Origin of the sequence: Xanthomonas sp. NCPPB 2586, from assembly GCF_041475775.2 — a bacterium.
Taxonomy (GTDB): Bacteria; Pseudomonadota; Gammaproteobacteria; order Xanthomonadales; family Xanthomonadaceae; genus Xanthomonas; species Xanthomonas campestris.
On sequence record NZ_CM192981.1, the window covers coordinates 1,078,725 to 1,097,599 of the forward strand.

Consider the following 18,875-nt stretch of genomic DNA (forward strand, 5'->3'; position numbering starts at 1 on the left):
GCGCAGTCGTTTTGATAGCTGCTCTTAGTGGATGAAGTTGCGCAAGGCCGGGTTGTCGTTGTCCTGCTTCCAGACCAGATGCAGTTCCACTGGCGTTGCCGGCGCGTCGTCCTGCAGCGGCAGATAGACGATGCCCGCATAGCGCAGGCCACTGGCACCTTCCGGCACCAGCGCCATGCCCATGCCGCCGCGCACCAGTGCCAGCACCGAATGGATCTGGCTGACGTATTGGACCGAACGTGGCGCGATGCCGCGCGCGCCGAATAATTGCGCAAGCAGGTCGTAGAAATACCGCGCTTCGTCGGGCGCGTAATTGACCAGCGGTTGTTGGTCGAAGTCCTGCAGACGCAGGCTGCCGCGCTGCGCGAGCGGCGAATCCTCGGCCAGCGCGGCGATCAGCGGCTCGCGCGCCACACACCGGCTGCGCAGGCCTGGCCGCTGGATCGGTGGACGCAGCAGGCCGATGTCCAGCCGGCCGGCATCCAGCGCATCGAGTTGCGCCAGGCTGACCATCTCCTTGAGTTGCAGATCCACATCCGGCGCCTCGCTGCGCCAGCGTGCGATCGCCTCCGGCAAGAAGCGATAGCTGGCCCCGGCAGTGAAGCCCACCGACACGCTGCCGGCGTCGCCTGCACCAATGCGGCGCGCCCGCAGCCCGGCGTTTTCGGCCAGGCGCAGAATCGCGCGCGCTTCGGCCAGCAGGCTGCGCCCGGCCTGGGTCAGCCGCACATGGCGGCTGTTGCGCTCCAGCAGCGGCGTGCCGACGTTGTGTTCCAGCAGCTGGATCTGCCGGCTAAGCGGCGGCTGGGTCATGTTCAAACGCTCGGCCGCGCGCCGGAAATGCAGCTCGTCGGCGACCGCGACAAAGCAGCGCAACTGTTGCAGATCGAACATGGCGCTATGACCTCTCGACGCTCGCTGGCGGGCAATTCGATGCTGCAACTGCAACATCGGCGGGCCCGGCATGCAGATGAATACGGCGCGGCTGACACCGACAGCCGTACTGAAAAGCGGCTCACGTAATTACAGTGCCGCCAAAAACCGTTGGAAAAGCAGGCATTTGCGATGGAATAGCACCACTCGTGGCTCGATCGATTCAATTTATGTATCAAACAATACGTCCTTTGGTTTGGACCGGCAACGATGCGTCTTCCTAGCATCACTCCACCCCCGCCTAGGACCGTTCGCCTCATGAGCAGCAGATACACACCTTCGGAAATGGCCCAAGCGCTTGGTGCCGGGCTCCTGTCATTCCCGGTGACGCACTTCGATGCGGACATGGCTTTCGACGAGCCCGCCTACCGCAGCAATCTGGACTGGCTGTCCTCGCACCCGGCCGCCGGGTTGTTTGCTGCCGGCGGCACCGGCGAGCTGTTTTCGCTGACCCTGGACGAAGTGGACCGCGCAGTGCGCGCGGCCGTGACCCAGACCGCCGGGCGCATGCCGGTGATTGCGCCGGCCGGCTACGGCACCGCGATTGCCGTGGCCATGGCGCAGGCGGCCGAGCGTAACGACGCCGATGGCATCTTGCTGTTTCCGCCGTATCTCACCGAATGCGATGCCGACGGCGTGGCCGAGCATGTCGAGCGCGTCTGCAAGGCGACCTCGCTGGGCGTGATTGTCTACGGCCGCGCCAATGCCCGGCTCGATGACGTGGCGCTGGCGCGGGTGGCCGAGCGCTGCCCCAACCTGGTGGGCTACAAGGACGGCATCGGCGATGTGGAGCGCATGACGCGTATCTACGCGCGGCTGGGCGATCGCCTGCTCTACGTCGGCGGCCTGCCGACGGCCGAAACCTTTGCGCTGCCGTACCTGGAAATGGGGGTGACCACGTATTCCTCGGCCATCTTCAATTTCCTGCCGGAATGGGCGCTGTCGTTCTATGCGGCAGTGCGCGCGCGCGATCACGCAACCATCTACCGCGAGCTCAACGACTTCGTGCTGCCGTACACCGTGCTGCGCAATCGCCGCGCCGGCTATGCGGTGTCGATCGTCAAGGCCGGCATGCGTGCCGTGGGTCGCCCGGCCGGCCCGGTACGTACGCCGCTGGCCGATCTGACCGAAGACGAATTCGCCCAGCTCACGCAGCTCATCGGAGGGCGCCGCTGATGCACACGATCCTGGGTGAATCGTTGATCGGCCAGCGCAGCGTGCAGGGTGCCGGCGTTGCCTTGCAGGGCGTGGATGCGACCACGGGCGAGGCGCTGCAACCGGTGTTCGGCTCGGCTACCGCGCCGGATGTGGAGCAGGCCTGCGCGCTGGCGCAAGCGGCCTTCGATCCTTACCGCGAGACCACGCTGGAGGCACGTGCGCAGTTTCTGGAGACCATCGCCGAGCAGATCCTGGCGTTGGGCGATGGCCTGATCGAACGGGCCATGCGCGAAAGCGGCCTGCCGCGTGCACGCCTGGAAGGCGAGCGTGGGCGCACCGTGGGCCAGCTACGCCTGTTCGCCAGCGTGGTCCGCGAAGGCAGCTGGCTGCAGGCGCGCATCGACCCGGCACTGCCGCAGCGTACGCCGTTGCCGCGTGCGGACCTGCGCCAGCGGCACATCGCGCTGGGGCCGGTGGCAGTGTTCGGCGCCAGCAATTTCCCGCTTGCGTTTTCGGTCGCCGGCGGCGACACCGCTTCGGCGTTGGCGGCCGGCTGCCCAGTGGTGGTCAAGGCGCATAGCGCGCATCCGGGCACCTCCGAACTGGTGGGCCGCGCGATCCAGGCGGCGGTGGCGCAATGCGGCTTGCCCGAAGGCGTGTTCTCGCTGCTGTTCGACGCCGGCATCGAGATCGGCGCGCAACTGGTCGCCGACGCGCGGATCAAGGCGGTGGGGTTCACTGGCTCACGCGCCGGAGGCATGGCGCTGGTCAAGATTGCCGCCGCACGCCGCGAGCCGATTCCGGTGTATGCGGAAATGAGTGCGATCAACCCGGTGTATCTGCTGCCGCAGGCGTTGCAGGCACGCGCACCGGATCTGGGCAAAGCGTTTGTCGGCTCGCTGACCTTGGGCGCCGGCCAGTTCTGCACCAATCCCGGTCTGCTGCTGGCGATCGATTCGCCGGCGCTGGATGCGTTTATCGCATCGGCAACGCAAACGCTGCAGGCGGTTTCGCCGGCAGCAATGCTCACCGCAGGCATCGGTCAGGCCTATGCGCAGGGCGTGCAGCGTCTGGCCGCGCATCCGAAGGTCAGCACACTGGCACGTGGTGCAGCACCGGAAGCCGGGCGCTGCCCGGCGGCATTGTTCGGCACCGATGCCGACGCATTTTTGGCCGATGAAGCGCTGCAGGCCGAAGTGTTCGGCGCATCCTCGCTGCTGGTGCGCTGCAAGGACGGCGCGCAGTTGCGTGCCCTGAGCGAACACCTGGAGGGGCAACTCACCGCCACCGTGCACATGGAGGCGGATGACATGGCGTTGGCCGCATCCCTGCTGCCGGTGCTGGAGCGCAAGGCCGGCCGCGTCCTGTTCAACGATTGGCCCACCGGCGTGGAAGTCTGCCATGCCATGGTGCACGGCGGCCCGTTCCCGGCCACCTCCGACAGCCGCAGCACCTCGGTGGGCACGCTGGCGATCGACCGCTTCCTGCGCCCGGTCTGCTACCAGGACCTTCCGGCCGAACTGCTGCCCGCGGCCGTGGCAGATGGCAATCCACTCAAGTTATGGCGACGCGTCGATGGCGCGCTGGGACACGACTGAGCACGCTGCACACGCCCATGCCTGAGGCGTGCCGGAGGAGGGTCCGGCACGCCATTCCCAGGCGCCCTGAAGTATCGAAGCGCACTGCGCTTCCATCGTCATAGGTGAGGAACGATGATGGCTCCCGATTCGAAGACAGTTCCGCGCAGGCGTTATCTGATCTTGCTGATGTTGTTCGTGGTGACCACGATCAACTATGCGGACCGCGCCACCTTGTCCATTGCCGGCTCCGCCGTGCAGGACTCGCTGGGCATCGATGCACTGCAGATGGGTTTCATTTTCTCGGCATTCGGCTGGGCCTACGTGGCCGGGCAGATTCCGGGAGGCTGGTTGCTCGACCGCTTCGGCTCACGGCGCGTGTATGGCCTGTCCCTGCTGACCTGGTCGCTGTTCACCGTGCTGCAGGGATTCATCGGCTGGGTGCCGGTGGCTTGGGCGGTCACCACCTTGTTCGTGCTGCGCTTTTTGGTGGGCATCGCCGAAGCGCCCTCGTTCCCGGGTAACAGCCGCATCGTGGCGGCGTGGTTTCCCACAGCCGAACGCGGCTTGGCCGCCTCGATCTTCAACTCCGCACAGTACTTCGCCACCGTGGCCTTCGCGCCGCTGATGGGCTGGCTGGTGCATGCCTGGGGATGGGAGCACGTGTTCCTGGTGATGGGTGCGGCCGGCGTGCTGCTGGCCGCGCTGTGGAGAAAGACCATCTATGCACCGCGCGAGCATCCGCGCTTGTCGGCGCAGGAACTGGAGTACATCCAGCGCAACGGTGCACTGGTGGACATGGAGCAGCGCAACACGCCAAGCCAGCACGTCAAGGGAGCGCAATGGCATTACGCCAAGCAGCTGCTGGGCAATCGCATGTTGCTGGGCGTGTACATCGGCCAGTACTGCATTACCACGCTGACGTACTTCTTTTTGACCTGGTTCCCGGTGTATCTGGTCAAGGAGCGTGGCATGTCGATCCTGGAAGCAGGCTTCGTTGCCTCGCTACCGGCGGTGTGCGGCTTCATCGGCGGCGTGCTGGGCGGTTACGTGTCCGATCGCATGGTGCGGCGCGGCTACTCGCTCACCGTGGCGCGCAAGACGCCGATCGTGGTTGGCATGTTGATGTCGGTGACGATGATCGGCTGCAACTACGTGCAGGCCGAATGGATGGTGGTCGGCTTGATGGCGCTGGCGTTCTTCGGCAAAGGCATTGGCGCGCTCGGCTGGGCGGTGGTGGCCGACACCTCGCCCAAGGAAATCGCAGGGCTCTCGGGCGGCCTGTTCAACACCTTCGGCAACATGGCCGGCATCACCACGCCGATCGTGATCGGCTACATCGTCTCCACCACCGGCACCTTCGAGTGGGCCCTGGTGTTCGTTGGATTCAACGCCTTGCTGGCGGTGGTGTCTTACCTGGTGGTGGTCGGCCAGATCAAGCGGGTGGAGCTGAAGGCGCCGCCTGGCGGCCCGTCCATGCCCCTTCCTGCAGCGCTGTGATTCACGCGGAGATCCTTCAATGAACATCCATTCTTCAAGTGCGCGCAGCAGCGCGACACCACGCATCACCGACGTGCGCGTGGTGCCGGTCGCCGGGCAGGACAGCATGCTGCTGAACCTGAGTGGCGCGCACGCACCGTACTTCACCCGCAAAGTGCTGGTCTTGCGCGATTCCTCCGGGCGCATCGGCGTGGGCGAAGTGCCGGGCGGCGAGGCGATTGCCGCGCTGTTGCGCGAGGCCGCCGGGTTGATCCTTGACCGGCCCATTGCCGACTACCAGCGCATCCTCAATCAGGTGCGCGCAACCTTTGCCGACCGCGACAGTGCGGGCCGTGGCCTGCAGACCTTCGACCTGCGCATCACCATCCATGCGGTCACCGCGATCGAGTCGGCATTGCTGGACCTGCTTGGGCAATTTCTGGAGCAGCCGGTGGCTGCGTTACTGGGTGAAGGCCAGCAACGTGACGCGGTGGATGTGCTTGGCTATCTGTTCTTCATCGGCGACCGCCGCAAAGCCAGCGTGGCCTACCGCGATGGCAGCGGCGCGCGCGATCGCTGGGAATCGCTGCGTGACGAGGAGGCATTGACCCCCGAGGCCGTGGTTGCACTGGCGGAGGCGGCCTACGACAAATATGGCTTCCGTGATTTCAAGCTCAAGGGCGGCGTGCTGCGCGGCGAGCAGGAGATCGAGGCCATCCGCGCCTTGCATGCACGCTTCCCGCAGGCGCGCATCACGCTCGATCCCAATGGCGCGTGGTCGCTGGAGCAGGCCATTGCGCTGTGCCGCGATCTGCACGGCGTGCTGGCGTATGCCGAAGACCCATGCGGTGCGCAGGATGGGTATTCCGGGCGCGAAGTCATGGCCGAGTTTCGGCGTGCCACCGGCCTGCCCACGGCCACCAACATGATCGCCACCGACTGGCGCCAGATGGGCCATGCCATCCAGCTGCAATCGGTGGATATTCCGTTGGCCGATCCGCATTTCTGGACGCTGCAAGGTTCGGTGCGCGTTGCGCAGATGTGTCGCGATTGGGGCCTGACCTGGGGTTCGCATTCCAACAATCACTTCGATATTTCGCTGGCCATGTTCACCCACGTGGCCGCCGCCGCACCCGGGCGCGTAACGGCGATCGATACGCACTGGATCTGGCAGGACGGTCAACGCCTGACGCACGCGCCGTTGACAATTGCAGGCGGCCAGATCCAGGTGCCTGCCAAACCGGGCCTGGGCATCGAGTTGGACATGGACGCACTGGATGCGGCGCATCGCACCTATCAGAGCCTGAGCCTGGGTGCCCGCGACGACGCGGCAGGCATGCAGTGCCTGATTCCAAACTGGGCATTCGACAACAAGCGTCCGTGCCTGGTGCGCTAGCTGTGGCGTCGCAGGCCAAGACGGGTGCATTGCGCCAGGTTGCATGCACCGCTTCACCACCGCGGAGGGCGGTTGACATGAAACACGTACTGGCACTCGGCAGCGCCGCGCTGCTGGCGGTTGGTGCCGCCGGGCGCGCACGCGCACAGGCACCGGACGATGGGTTCTGGGATGGCGCGGGCGTGGACGTCACTGCGCTCAACTTCTATTACAACCGTGACTTCCGCAGTGGCGAAGGGCAGGGCAAACGCGCCGAATGGGCACAGGGCTTCGTGGTGGATGCCAAGAGCGGCTACACCCGTGGTCCCGTCGGTGCCGGCCTGGATCTGCTCGGCATCGGCGACTTCAAGCTCGATGGCGTGCGCGCCGAGGGCGGCACCGGCTTGCTGCCCAATAACGACGATGGCACCGCGCAACACGCGCTGATGCGGGTGGCGCCCACACTCAAACTGCGTGCCTCGCAAACCGAATTGAAGTGGGGCAGCTTCATTCCCAACGAGCCGCTGGTACGCGCCAGCATCACCCGCATCATGCCGGAGACGTTTCAAGGCGTGACGCTGGAATCCAAGGACGTGCCCAAGCTCGATCTGCTGCTCGCGCGTTTCACCAGTGCCTGGTATCGCGACGGCGATTCGCGCGTGCCGATCACCTTGACCAACAAGAACCGCCGTTTTCTGGGGACCCCGGATGCGGATGCGTTGAATCTGGTGTCGGCCACCTACAGCGTTGCGCCCGGCACGCAGCTGCGCTATCAGGGCGCGCTGATGGAAGACATCTATCGCCAGCAGCTCTACAACCTGATCCAGACGCACGCCTTCGGCAAGGATCAGTTGCGTGTAGACCTGCGCTATTTCCGCACCGATGACGTCGGCCAATCGCGTGCCGGGCCAATCGACAACCGCATGTTCAGCAGCATGGTGTCCTGGCGCACTGGCGGGCATGAATTCGGCGCCGGCTATCAACGCCTGTCCGGGCCCAGCGCCATGCCCTGGCCAGGCGGTACCGACGGCAATGTCTTCAACTGGACCTTCATCAACGACTTTCTCGAACGCGGCGAGCGCAGCTGGCAGCTGCGTTACAGCATCGATGGCAAGAGCATCGGCATCCCCGGGCTCAGCGTCATGGCACGCTACATCCACGGCGATGACGCGCGGCCTGCGACCTATGCAGGCGAAGGCCGCGAGTGGGCGCGTGACGTGCTCACCACCTACCGGTTTCAGAGCCCGCGTCTCAAGCATTTCAGCGTGATCTGGTTCAACGGTACGTTTCGCTCCAACTACCAGCGCAACGTCGACGAGAATCGATTGATTCTGCAATACAAGCGCCAGTTCGATACGCCTGGCCAGTGATGTTCCTCTCCCCTGTTTGCAAGGTAAGCCCATGATGTCCGCCACCCAGCAACTGCCGCGCTGGCTCAGTCTGCAAGCGCATCCTCAGGACAACGTCGCCATCGTCGTCAACGATGGCGGTGCGCCGCCGGGCGCCACGTTCCAGGACGGGGTGACCGCGATCGAGCACATTCCGCAAGGTCAAAAGATTGCATTGCAGGCGCTGCGCAAGGGCACGGCAGTGCGCCGCCTGGGCGCGGTCATCGGCACTGCGGCCGACGACATCGCACGCGGCGCCTGGGTCAGCGAGCAGTTGCTGGAGATGCCCACCGCACCGGAACTGGCAGCACTGGATCTGACGCCGCAGCCACCGGCTGCCGCCGCGCCACTGGAGGGGTATACGTTCCAGGGCTATCGCAATCGCGATGGCAGCGTCGGCACCCGCAACATTCTCGGCATCATGACCAGCGTGCAGTGCGTGGTGGGTGTGCTGGGCCATGCGGTTGCCCGGATCCGCGCCGAACTGCTGCCCAAGTACCCCAATGTCGATGACGTGGTGGCGATCAATCATGTCTACGGCTGCGGCGTGGCCATCACCGCGCCCGAGGCCATCATTCCCATCCGCACGCTGCGCAATATCGCGCGCAGCCCCAACTTCGGCGGGCAGGCGTTGATCGTGGGCCTGGGCTGCGAAAAACTCGCGCCCGAGCGCCTGCTGCCGGACGATGCCAGCGCCGACGACAGCGGCATCTATCGGCTACAGGAGGCCAGCCTGGGCTTCGCCGACATGGTTGGCTCGATCATGCAGATGGCCGAAGAACGGCTGCGCCACCTCGACACCCGCCGCCGCGAAACCGTGCCGGCCAGCGAGCTGGTGGTGGGCATGCAATGTGGTGGCAGCGATGCGTTTTCAGGCGTCACTGCCAACCCGGGCCTGGGCATCGCGGCCGACCTGCTGGTGCGTGCCGGCGCGACCGTGATGTTTTCGGAAAACACCGAAGTGCGCGATGGCATCCACCTGCTGGTGCCACGCGCCGCCAATGCCGAGGTCGCCAAGGCGCTGGTGCGCGAGATGGCCTGGTATGACGCCTACCTGGCGCGCGGCCAGGCCGACCGCAGCGCCAACACCACCCCGGGCAACAAGAAGGGCGGGCTGGCCAATATCGTGGAAAAGGCGATGGGCTCGATCGCCAAGTCCGGCTCGTCACCCATCAACGGCGTGGTGCCGCCGGGAGAGCGGGTCAAGGGGCGCGGCTTGCAGTACTGCGCCACGCCGGCCAGCGATTTTGTCTGCGGCACCTTGCAGGTGGCCGCCGGCATGAACCTGCACGTCTTCACCACCGGGCGTGGCACGCCGTACGGGCTGAGCATGGTGCCGGTGATCAAGGTGGCCACGCGCACCGAGTTGGCGCAGCGCTGGTCCGATCTGATGGATATCGATGCCGGTGGGGTGGCGAGCGGGGCCAAGACGCTGGACCAACTCGGCTGGGAACTGTTCCAGCGCTATCTCGATGTAGCCAGCGGGCAGCGCACCTGGACCGAGCAACACCGCCTGCACAACGACCTGGCCTTGTTCAATCCGGCGCCGATCACCTGAGCGCCGGCTGCCGAGGACGGCTGATGGCCGCCGAGCGCTGCCGCGTAGGGCGCGCCGGCGGTGGCCACGCTGCCATGGCCCGTGCCTGGCGTGCGCCGATACAATGGGCGTTCGTTTTCAGTGTTGACGGAGTTCCCATGTCCCAGATCATCCATACCGATCAGGCGCCTGCCGCCATCGGTCCGTATTCCCAGGCCGTGCGTGCCGGCAACACCGTGTATTTTTCCGGGCAGATTCCGCTGGACCCGGCCACCGGCGAGATCGTGCCCGGCGACATCGGCGCGCAGGCGCGGCGTGCGTTCGACAACCTCAAGGCCGTGGCCGAAGCCGCGGGCGGCTCGCTCGACAAGATCGTACGTTTGGGCCTGTACCTGACCGATCTGGGCCAGTTCGCCGCCGTCAACGCGGTGATGCAGGAATACTTCCAGGCGCCGTTCCCGGCGCGCTCGACCATTGAGGTGTCGGGCCTGCCCAAGGGCGCTGGCTTCGAGGTCGACGCAGTGATGGTGCTCGACTGACTGAAGGCGCGATTCGCCGTGCCGCGCGCGCGTTCCGTCACCCCAAGCCTGGCCGTCGCTGGCCAGGCGCCGCTTTCCAGCTTGCCCGGGGTCGGCCCGAAAGTGGCCGAGAAATTTGCCGCGCGCGGCATTCTCAGCCTGCAGGATCTGTGGCTGCATCTGCCGCTGCGCTACGAAGACCGCACCCGCCTGACCACCATCGCGCAGTTGCAGGGCGGGGTGCCGGCGCAGATCGAGGGGCGTGTGGAAGCGATGGAGCGCGGCTTCCGCTTCCGCCCGGTGTTGCGCGTGGCAATGTCGGACGACTCGTACGGCACGCTGGTGCTGCGCTTCTTCCACTTTCGCGCGGCCCAGGTTGCGCAGTTTTCCCCGGGCACGCGCTTGCGCGTGTTCGGCACGCCCAAGCCTGGCCAGAACGGCTGGGAAATCGTTCACCCCAGTTACCGCGTCCTGGCGCCGGATGAAGATGCGGGCCTGGGCGATTGCCTGGACCCGGTGTATCCGGTGCTGGAAGGTGTCGGGCCGGCCACGCTGCGCAAGCTGATCGGCCAGGCATTGGAGCGTTTGCCTCCGGAGGCCGCGCTGGAACTGCTGCCGCCGCACTGGTTGCAGGACGAACAGCTGCCGTCGCTACGCAGCGCGCTGCTGACCATGCATCGCCCACCGGTGGACACCGACCCGCAGCAACTGCTGGCCGGCGGACATCCGGCGCAACAGCGATTGGCCATCGAAGAACTGCTGGCGCATCAAGTGAGCCTGCGCCGGCAACGCATCGCGCTGCAGCGCTTCCGCGCACCGCAGTTGCGCGGTGGCCGCTTGGTGCAGCAGTTACGCAAGGCCTTGCCGTTCCAGCTCACCGGCGCGCAGCAGCGCGTGTTCGAGCAGATCGCCCACGATCTGGCGCAGCCGGCACCGATGCTGCGGCTGGTGCAGGGCGATGTGGGCAGCGGCAAGACCGTGGTGGCGGCACTGGCCGCGATGTTGGCGGTCGAACACGGCAAACAAGTGGCCCTGGCTGCGCCCACCGAGCTGCTGGCCGAGCAGCATCTGGCCAACCTGCGTGGCTGGCTGGAACCGCTGGGCGTGCGCATCGTCTGGCTGGCCGGCAAGGTCACCGGCAAGGCGCGCGCCGCGGCGATGGCCGAAGTAGCCTCCGGGCAGGCACAGGTGGTGGTGGGCACGCATGCGCTGATGCAGGACGCGGTGGTCTTCCACGATCTGGCGCTGGCCATCATCGACGAGCAGCACCGCTTCGGCGTGCATCAGCGCCTGGCGCTGCGCGACAAGGGTGCGGCTGCCGGCAGCGTGCCGCATCAACTGGTGATGACCGCCACGCCGATCCCGCGCACGCTGGCAATGGCGGCCTATGCGGATCTGGACGTCTCGGCCATCGACGAACTGCCGCCCGGCCGCACGCCGGTGCAGACCATCGTGCTGAGCGCCGAGCGCCGGCCCGAGCTGGTGGAGCGCATTCGCGCCGCGTGTGCCGAAGGCCGGCAGGCGTACTGGGTCTGTACCCTGATCGAAGAAAGCGAAGACACCGACAAGGGCGCGCAGAACGGCCCGCCGCGCATCGAAGCACAGGCCGCGCAGGTCACCTTCGAAACGCTCTCGGCGCAACTGCCGGGCGTGCGCGTGGCGCTGGTACACGGGCGCATGAAACCGGCCGAAAAGCAGCAGGCCATGCTGGATTTCAAGCAGGGCCGCACCGATCTGCTGGTCGCCACCACCGTGATTGAAGTGGGCGTGGATGTGCCCAACGCCTCGCTGATGATCATCGAGAACGCCGAGCGCCTTGGCCTGGCCCAGTTGCACCAGTTGCGCGGGCGGGTCGGGCGCGGCGCGGCGGCGTCCAGCTGCGTGCTGCTCTACCAGGGCCCGTTGTCGCTGATGGCACGCCAGCGGTTGGAGACCATGCGCCAGACCAACGATGGCTTCGTGATTGCCGAAAGGGATCTGGAGCTGCGTGGCCCCGGCGAGTTGCTGGGTACGCGCCAGACCGGTCTGGCGAGTTTCCGCATCGCCGACCTGGCGCGCGATGCCGGCCTGCTGCCGCGGGTGCAGGTGCTGGCGGAGCGCTTGCTCGACGAAGCGCCGGAGATCGCCGACCGCGTGGTCGCACGCTGGATCGGTGGCGCAGTGCGGTATGCGGCCGCTTGAGTGGCGGGGATTGGGGATTTGGGAGTGGGGATTTGTCAGGGCGGGGCTGCTGCCTCATCTGATTCGCTTGCCTCGCCGATCCTTGCGAAGATGCGACAACGAATCCCGAATGACCAATTCCGAATCCCATGACAAAAAAGATACCGCTGCTGATCGACACCGACCCGGGCGTGGATGACGCGCTGGCGCTGCTGATGGCGTTCAACGATACCCGCCATGACGTGGTCGGCCTGACCATCGCCGCAGGCAATGTCGGTCTGGAGCACACCGTGCGCAATGCGCTCAAAGTGTGCGAGGTGGCCGGTCGCGCCGATGTGCCGGTGTATGCGGGCTGCCCGCAACCGCTGCTGCACCCGTCGGTGGACGCGGCGCATGTGCATGGCATCGACGGCTTCGGCGATGTCGGCCTGCCGCCTGCCGCGCGGGCTGCGGACGCCGAGCATGCCGCGCTGGCCATCCTGCGGCTGTCGCACGTGCATGCAGGCGAGTTGTTGCTGGTGGCACTTGGCCCGCTGACCAACCTCGCCCTGGCTCTGACCCTGGACCCGACCCTGCCACAGCGTGTGGCGCGGCTGGTGGTGATGGGCGGGGCGCTGACCGGGCACGGCAACATTACCGCCGCGGCTGAATTCAATATCGGCTTCGACCCGGAGGCGGCGCATATCGTGTTCCGCGGGTTTCCGCAGTTCGATGTGGCCGATTGGGAGGCGACCGTCGCGCACGGCCTGCTGCACCGTGATGTGGAGCAGTGGCTGGCGGCCGATTCGCCGCGTGCACGCTTCTACGAAGAAATCTCGCGCAAGACCCGGCTGTGGTCGGAGGACAGCCGGGGCGAGTACTGGTATGCCGCCGACGCGTTGGCGATGGCCTTCGCCCTGCACCCGGACGGCGCGCAGCGCCTGGAGCAGCGGCCGGTGCACATCGAATTGTCGGGCACGCACACCCGCGGCATGACCCTGGTGGACTGGAACCGGCAGGGCGGGGCGGCCGACAACGCCACCCTGTTGCTGGACTACGACCGCCAGCGCTTCTACGGCCTGGTCGGGCAGGCGCTGGCGGCCGGCTAGGGCCGGCTTGCACCGGGTGCCGGGCGGTGGCTATAATGCCCGGCTTACCCAGGCAGCCCGGCGCCAAGTCCATGAAAGATAACGTTCATCCCAGCTACAACGACGTCGTCTTCCACGACGTGACCTCGGATTTCAAGATCCTGACCCGTTCCACCATGAGCTCGAAAGAGACCGTGAAGTGGGAAGACGGCCAGGACTATCCGCTGATCAAGGTGGAAATTTCCTCCGCATCGCACCCGTTCTATACCGGCAAGCACAAGGTGATCGACACCGGCGGCCGTATCGACAAGTTCCAGAAGCGCTACGCGCGCTGAGCTTGCAGGACGGGCTGTACCGGCAACGGCCGCGCATTGCGCGGCCGTTGTTTTTTGGGGAATTCCCGCTTCGCTTTTGCGCCCCTGACGGGTGCGTCTACGACTTCTGTCCAAGCGACGGCCAAAATGCTGCTGTGCGATAATGACGTGATCCGAGGCGATGCCTTGGACTTCCATCACGTGCCTGCCCATGTGGGATCAGGCGCCTTCCACTGAAGGAGCGTACACAGTGTCCGATCTTGATCAGGTCACGCTCAACGCCGGCGACAAGTCGGTCGTTCTGCCGGTTCTCAAGCCCACGTTGGGCAATGATTGCGTCGATATTTCCAAGCTGACCAAAGAAACCGGTCTGTTCACCTACGACTCGGGTTTCACCGCCACCGCCAGTTGCAAGTCGGCCATCACCTACATCGATGGCGACAATGGCGTGCTGCTGTACCGCGGCTACCCGATCGAACAGTTGGCCGAGAAGTCCAGCTTCCTGGAAGTTTCGTATCTGCTGATGAACGGCGAACTGCCGACGGCGGACGAATTCAAGAAGTTCGACCACGAAGTGACGCATCACACGATGATGCACGAGTCGCTGAAGAACTTCCTCGGCGGTTTCCGCCACGATGCACACCCGATGGCCATGCTGGCCGGGTCGGTGGCCTCGCTGTCGGCGTTCTACCACGACACCCTGGACCTCAACGATCCGGAGCAGCGCCGTCAGGCCGCCATCCGTCTGATCGCCAAGGTGCCGACCCTGGCTGCTGCGGCGTACCGTTACTCGATCGGCTGGCCGATCCGCTATCCGCGCAACAACCTGAACTACGTCGACCGCTTCCTGCACATGATGTTCGAAGTGCCGAGCGAGCCGCTGGAGATCAACCCGGTCGTTGCCAAGGCACTGGATCTGCTGTTCATCCTGCACGCCGATCACGAGCAGAATGCCTCCACCTCGACCGTGCGTCTGGTCGGTTCGACCGGTGCCAACCCGTACGCGTCCGTGGCAGCTGGTATCACCGCGCTGTGGGGCCCGGCACACGGTGGCGCCAACGAAGCCGTGCTGAAGATGCTGGAAGAGATCGGCACCGCTGACAACGTCGAGTCCGCCGTGGCCAAGGCCAAGGACAAGAACTCCTCGTTCCGTCTGATGGGCTTCGGTCACCGCGTCTACAAGAACTTCGACCCGCGCGCCAAGATCATCCGCGAGATGACCCACAAGGTGCTGGGCGAGCTGGGTGTCAACGACCCGCTGCTGGAAGTTGCCCTGAAGCTGGAAGAAGCCGCGTTGAAGGACGACTACTTCGTGCAGCGCAAGCTGTACCCGAACGTGGACTTCTACTCGGGCCTCATCTACAAGGCGCTCAATATCCCGGTGGAAATGTTCACCGTGATGTTCGCCATTGCCCGCACCGCCGGCTGGGTGTCGCATTGGCTGGAGCAGCAGGTCGACCCGGAAATGAAGATCGGCCGTCCGCGCCAGATCTACACCGGCTACGACAAACGCGACTACACCGACGCCGGCAAGCGCTAAGCGCCCCGGAGTTGGTTGTTTGACCAAACGCCCCGCATTGCGGGGCGTTTTGCGTTGCGGCCTGGAGTGCTGTGGGCAGTGCCGGGCCGGTCCTGGCGCAATGCAATGGTGCGGTCTGCTGCTTACCGCAGTGGCTGCACGTAGCCCTGAATCTCTTCGTCCGCCAGCAACTGCCGCAACTGCGCTGCAGAGGCGCGTGCCATCGGTTTTTCGTCCAGCTGCGATAGCGGTGCCTGGCGCAGTGCGTCGTATGGCAGCACTGTCAGGTCGAAGGTCAGGTCTTCCGCGCTGAACAGCCACACTGGAAACTCGCTGCTACGTTCGCGATCCAGGCGCAGCCGGCGCGTGCGCAATTCGGCAGGAATACGGTGTTCTTCGAGAAATCGTTGCACTGCATCGGCATCGTCGCTGTGCAGCTGCAATTGCACCGGCGCTTTGGCGTCGGCGGTGCCATCCAGTACCGGGCCGGTCAGCCGTGGCTGGAAAGGGCTGAGGAAATCCAGCGCACGTAACGCGGCCTCGCGCCGTTGCCGCAAGCGCACGCCATGCTCGGGGCCGGCGAACAGACGCTGATACTCGCGCAGCGCGTCTTCGATCTCGCGGTTGCGTGGCAGTGATGCATCGTCGTGGATGCGGAGCCGGCTGGCCGCCTTGAGTTTGGCTTGATGGAAATCGCGGATGCCGCCTTCGGCCATCAGTCGGGCGGCCTCATGGGCGAGCCGGTGACGGCGCTCTCGGGTGCGCGTGTCGGCATGTTGGCGTGCGTGATGCATGGCCGGGCTCCCCTGTCTGAACCTGACTTCGACTCTACACGAGCGTAGTGAAGTTGCCGATGACAATCGTTGGGGAGATAGCGCCGCCTGGACGCGGCGTTGGCAGGTGATCGGCTACCGCGCTCAGGCATCGCATGGGCGCTGCGCGCGGCGGCGATGAAACCTGTCACGCATGCGTGGCGAACGCTGGGCATCCGCAGCGCGGATAGGAACTGTGGGGCGTCGCGCATACGTTCAGTGCCGGCACTGAGTTGGCCCAGGTAGCGTGCATGTCCTGGGCGTCGATAACGCAGCGAGATGCGGCATGGCGGAGGAGGCCATCGCAACCGATCAGCAACGCCCAGCATCACGCCGCATCAATCGCTTGCCCAAAAAAAACAGCGGAGCCACCTGGGCTCCGCTGCTGGCATCACACCGCCTGGAACAGCTTTAGAAGATGTCGAACGCTTTTTCGTCCTGCTGTTCCTGCAGACCGTAGTCGTAATCCTGCAGACGGTCGAGGTCTTCGTTCTTGACCCACTCCACCGCGCCATTGATGGTCGCCTGTGTCATGCCATCGGGCGGGTCGTTGGCCGCGATCGGCTTGTCCTTCAAGGCCACGCGCATGTAGTCGATCCAGATCGGCAGCGCGGCCTTGCCGCCGTATTCGCGATACCCCAGCGAGCGGAAGTCGTCGCGACCAACCCACACCGTGGTGGCGTACGGGCCGCCAAAGCCGGAGAACCAGGCGTCGCGGTGATCGTTGGTGGAGCCGGTCTTGCCACCCACATCTTCGCGTCCCAGCACCTTGGCCGCGGTGCCGGTGCCGCGCTGGACCACGTCGCGCATCATCGAGACCAGCTGATACGCAGTGCGCTCGTCGATGGCGCGGGGCGCGATCTTGGTTTCGGCGGTGGCTGCGGGGGTAGTTTCCGCAGGCGTGGCAGGCGTGGCAGGCGTCGCGGCGGCTGGCTCGATCGACTTGGGCAGCGCGGGCGCGCCGAAGTTGAAGCCATCCACCACCTGGCTGACCGGGGCGGCGGTGCCGCCCTGCGTGGCGCAGGTGCGGCAGGCCACAGCGGGCACTTCCTTGAAGACCACATTGCCGTCGCGGTCCTTCACCTCGTCCACGATCCAGGTGTCCACACGCGAGCCGCCATTGGCGAACACCGCGTAACCGCGTGCCACCGACAGCGGTGTCAGCGATGCGGTGCCCAGCGACATCGACAGGTTGGGCGGCAGCTCGGCCTCCTGGAAGCCGAACTGGCTGATGTACTTGCGCGCGAAATCGACGCTGATCGCATCCAGCAAACGCACCGACACCAGATTGCGCGACTGCACCAGCGCCTCACGCAGGCGCATCGGCCCACGGAAGCCGCCGCCATCATTCTGTGGCGACCAGGTCTTGCCGCGGCGGTCGCGGAACACCACCGGTGCATCCAGCACAATCGAGGCCGGGTTGAAGCCCTTCTCGAACGCCGCCGCATACACGAACGGCTTGAAGCTCGAGCCCGGCTGGCGTCGCGCCTGGGTGGCGCGGTTGAACTTGTTGCCGGCAAAACTGAAGCCGCCGACCAGAGCGCGCAACGCGCCACTGTTGGCGTCCAGCGACACCAACGCGGCCTGGCCGCGCGGCAGCTGATCGATGATCCACTCGCCGTCCTTTTCGCCGGCACGGATGCGGGTCAGGTCGCCGCGGGTCAGCAGCTTGGCCGGAGTCTTGTTGGTCCAGCGGCTGGCGCTGGCCGGCAAGGTCAGCTCGGTCTTGTCGCTCTGCACGACGGTCACACCGCCGTCGGCGTTGGTGCGCGCCACGATCACGGCGCGCAGGCCGCCTTGGGTGAACACGCCCGACAGATGCTTGGCCAGGGCCGGCGCATCCGCATCGGCGGCGACATCGAAGTGCTGCTCCACGCCGTGCCAGCCATGGCGGTGGTCGTACAGGCGCAGGCCTTCGGCAACCGCCGCATCGGCGCCGGTCTGCAAGGTGGAATCGATGGTGGTGGTGACGTGGTAGCCCTTGTTGAGCACGTCGCCGCCGTACTTGGCGATCATTTCCTGGCGCACCAGCTCGGCCACGTATGGGGCATAGACCTCCACCGGTGGCTCGTGCGGCTTGGCGTGCATCGGCACCGCCTTGGCCGCGTCGGCCTCGGCCTGGGTGACGAAGCCCAGGTCGGCCATGCGCTGCAGCACGTAGTAGTCGCGGCGTTCGCGCGCGCGCTCGGGGTTGCTGATCGGGTTGCCGCTGGACGGGAACTTGGGGATGCCGGCCAGCGAGGCCATCTCGTCCAGGCTCAGGTCGGCCATCTTCTTGCCGTAGTAGTACTCGGCTGCAGCACCCACGCCGTAAGCGCGGTTACCGAAGAAGCTCTTGTTCAAATACAGCTCGAAGATTTCGTCCTTGGTCAGCTCGCCCTCGATCTTGCGCGCCAGTAGGATCTCGGCCAGCTTGCGGGTGTAGCTGTATTCGGAATTGAGAAAGAACTGCCGCGCCACCTGCTGGGTGATGGTCGAGCCACCCGGCACGCGCTTGGCGTCGGTACTGGCCAGCAGCCAGACCGCGCGGGCGATGCCCTTGTAGTCCACGCCGCCATGCTCGTAGAAGCGCGCATCCTCGGTGGCCAGGAACGCCTGCTTGAGCCGCTCCGGAACCTCCTTCATCTGGATGGGGTAGCGGCGCGTCTCGCCATAGACGGCCATCAGCCGGCCATCGCTCGAGTACACGTACATCGGCTCCTGCAGTTCGACCTGCTTGAGCGATTGCACGTCCGGCAACTTGGAGGAAATGGCGTAGTACAAGCCGCCGGCGGCAATAGCACCAAGCACGGCAAGCACGACGAGCGTGGCCAGGATCCAGCCCAGCCAACGGCGAATACGGAGCATGTAAGAGAGATTCCGATTGCAGATTTCTTGGTCACAGAGTATAGATGACGCCGGGTTTGGCTGGGGCCGAACTCTGGGGATCGCAGAAGACACCACTGGGGTCACGTCATGGAGCCATTGCTTCGTGCGTGAAGGGGTTGTCAACTGTTAAAATTTGATTATTAATGCGAGGACGCAACATATGCGTCCAA

14 protein-coding genes are annotated in these 18,875 nt (G+C 65.5%); 11 read left to right on the forward strand and 3 right to left on the reverse strand.

What is annotated here, in order from left to right; translation table 11 throughout:
- Nucleotides 1-24: 24 nt before the first annotated feature.
- Nucleotides 25-894: a LysR family transcriptional regulator gene (locus ACCQ09_RS04565; protein WP_012437489.1), complete on the reverse strand. Its 870-nt coding sequence runs from the start codon at nucleotides 892-894 to the stop codon at nucleotides 25-27.
- Between the two features lie 297 nt (nucleotides 895-1,191).
- Here ACCQ09_RS04565 and kdgD point away from each other — a divergent pair, with 297 nt between their 5' ends.
- The 11 genes from kdgD to ACCQ09_RS04620 all read left to right on the forward strand — a co-directional run bounded on the left by kdgD (nucleotide 1,192) and on the right by ACCQ09_RS04620 (nucleotide 15,046).
- On the forward strand, nucleotides 1,192-2,109 hold the full coding sequence (gene kdgD, locus ACCQ09_RS04570) for a 5-dehydro-4-deoxyglucarate dehydratase (protein ID WP_011038348.1): 918 nt from the start codon (nucleotides 1,192-1,194) through the stop codon (nucleotides 2,107-2,109).
- Nucleotides 2,109-3,689, forward strand: coding sequence for an aldehyde dehydrogenase (NADP(+)) (locus ACCQ09_RS04575; protein ID WP_019237298.1), 1,581 nt, complete (start codon nucleotides 2,109-2,111; stop codon nucleotides 3,687-3,689). The genes kdgD and ACCQ09_RS04575 overlap by 1 nt, the downstream gene beginning before the upstream one ends.
- A 114-nt stretch (nucleotides 3,690-3,803) precedes the next feature.
- Nucleotides 3,804-5,168 (forward strand): MFS transporter, encoded by a 1,365-nt coding sequence (locus ACCQ09_RS04580; protein WP_012437492.1) that lies wholly within the window; start codon nucleotides 3,804-3,806, stop codon nucleotides 5,166-5,168.
- A gap of 19 nt (nucleotides 5,169-5,187) precedes the next feature.
- Complete coding sequence (gudD, locus tag ACCQ09_RS04585; RefSeq protein WP_228427709.1) at nucleotides 5,188-6,543, forward strand: glucarate dehydratase; 1,356 nt, start codon at nucleotides 5,188-5,190, stop codon at nucleotides 6,541-6,543.
- A gap of 77 nt (nucleotides 6,544-6,620) precedes the next feature.
- Nucleotides 6,621-7,892: an OprD family porin gene (locus ACCQ09_RS04590; protein ID WP_050912061.1), complete on the forward strand. Its 1,272-nt coding sequence runs from the start codon at nucleotides 6,621-6,623 to the stop codon at nucleotides 7,890-7,892.
- A 34-nt stretch (nucleotides 7,893-7,926) separates the two neighbouring features.
- Nucleotides 7,927-9,468, forward strand: a complete 1,542-nt coding sequence (gene garD / locus ACCQ09_RS04595) for a galactarate dehydratase (protein ID WP_323370232.1) — start codon at nucleotides 7,927-7,929, stop codon at nucleotides 9,466-9,468.
- A 137-nt stretch (nucleotides 9,469-9,605) separates the two neighbouring features.
- Entirely contained in the window at nucleotides 9,606-9,986 is a 381-nt protein-coding gene (locus tag ACCQ09_RS04600; protein ID WP_011038342.1) for a RidA family protein, read from the forward strand.
- A gap of 18 nt (nucleotides 9,987-10,004) precedes the next feature.
- The gene (recG, locus tag ACCQ09_RS04605) at nucleotides 10,005-12,146 is read left to right on the forward strand and encodes an ATP-dependent DNA helicase RecG (RefSeq protein WP_012437496.1); all 2,142 of its coding nucleotides are present in this window, start codon (nucleotides 10,005-10,007) and stop codon (nucleotides 12,144-12,146) included.
- Between the two features lie 128 nt (nucleotides 12,147-12,274).
- Complete coding sequence (locus tag ACCQ09_RS04610) at nucleotides 12,275-13,213, forward strand: nucleoside hydrolase (protein WP_042597623.1); 939 nt, start codon at nucleotides 12,275-12,277, stop codon at nucleotides 13,211-13,213.
- Nucleotides 13,214-13,284: 71 nt separating this feature from the next.
- Nucleotides 13,285-13,527 (forward strand): type B 50S ribosomal protein L31, encoded by a 243-nt coding sequence (locus ACCQ09_RS04615; protein WP_011038339.1) that lies wholly within the window; start codon nucleotides 13,285-13,287, stop codon nucleotides 13,525-13,527.
- Nucleotides 13,528-13,756: 229 nt separating this feature from the next.
- Entirely contained in the window at nucleotides 13,757-15,046 is a 1,290-nt protein-coding gene (locus ACCQ09_RS04620; protein ID WP_016944651.1) for a citrate synthase, read from the forward strand.
- A gap of 122 nt (nucleotides 15,047-15,168) precedes the next feature.
- Here the strand turns inward: ACCQ09_RS04620 and ACCQ09_RS04625 are convergent, their stop codons facing one another.
- Both ACCQ09_RS04625 and ACCQ09_RS04630 read right to left on the reverse strand, forming a co-directional pair.
- Nucleotides 15,169-15,819: a hypothetical protein gene (locus tag ACCQ09_RS04625; RefSeq protein WP_040940734.1), complete on the reverse strand. Its 651-nt coding sequence runs from the start codon at nucleotides 15,817-15,819 to the stop codon at nucleotides 15,169-15,171.
- 429 nt (nucleotides 15,820-16,248) lie between these two features.
- The gene (locus tag ACCQ09_RS04630) at nucleotides 16,249-18,684 is read right to left on the reverse strand and encodes a penicillin-binding protein 1A (protein ID WP_040940735.1); all 2,436 of its coding nucleotides are present in this window, start codon (nucleotides 18,682-18,684) and stop codon (nucleotides 16,249-16,251) included.
- Between the last annotated feature and the right edge of the window lie 191 nt (nucleotides 18,685-18,875).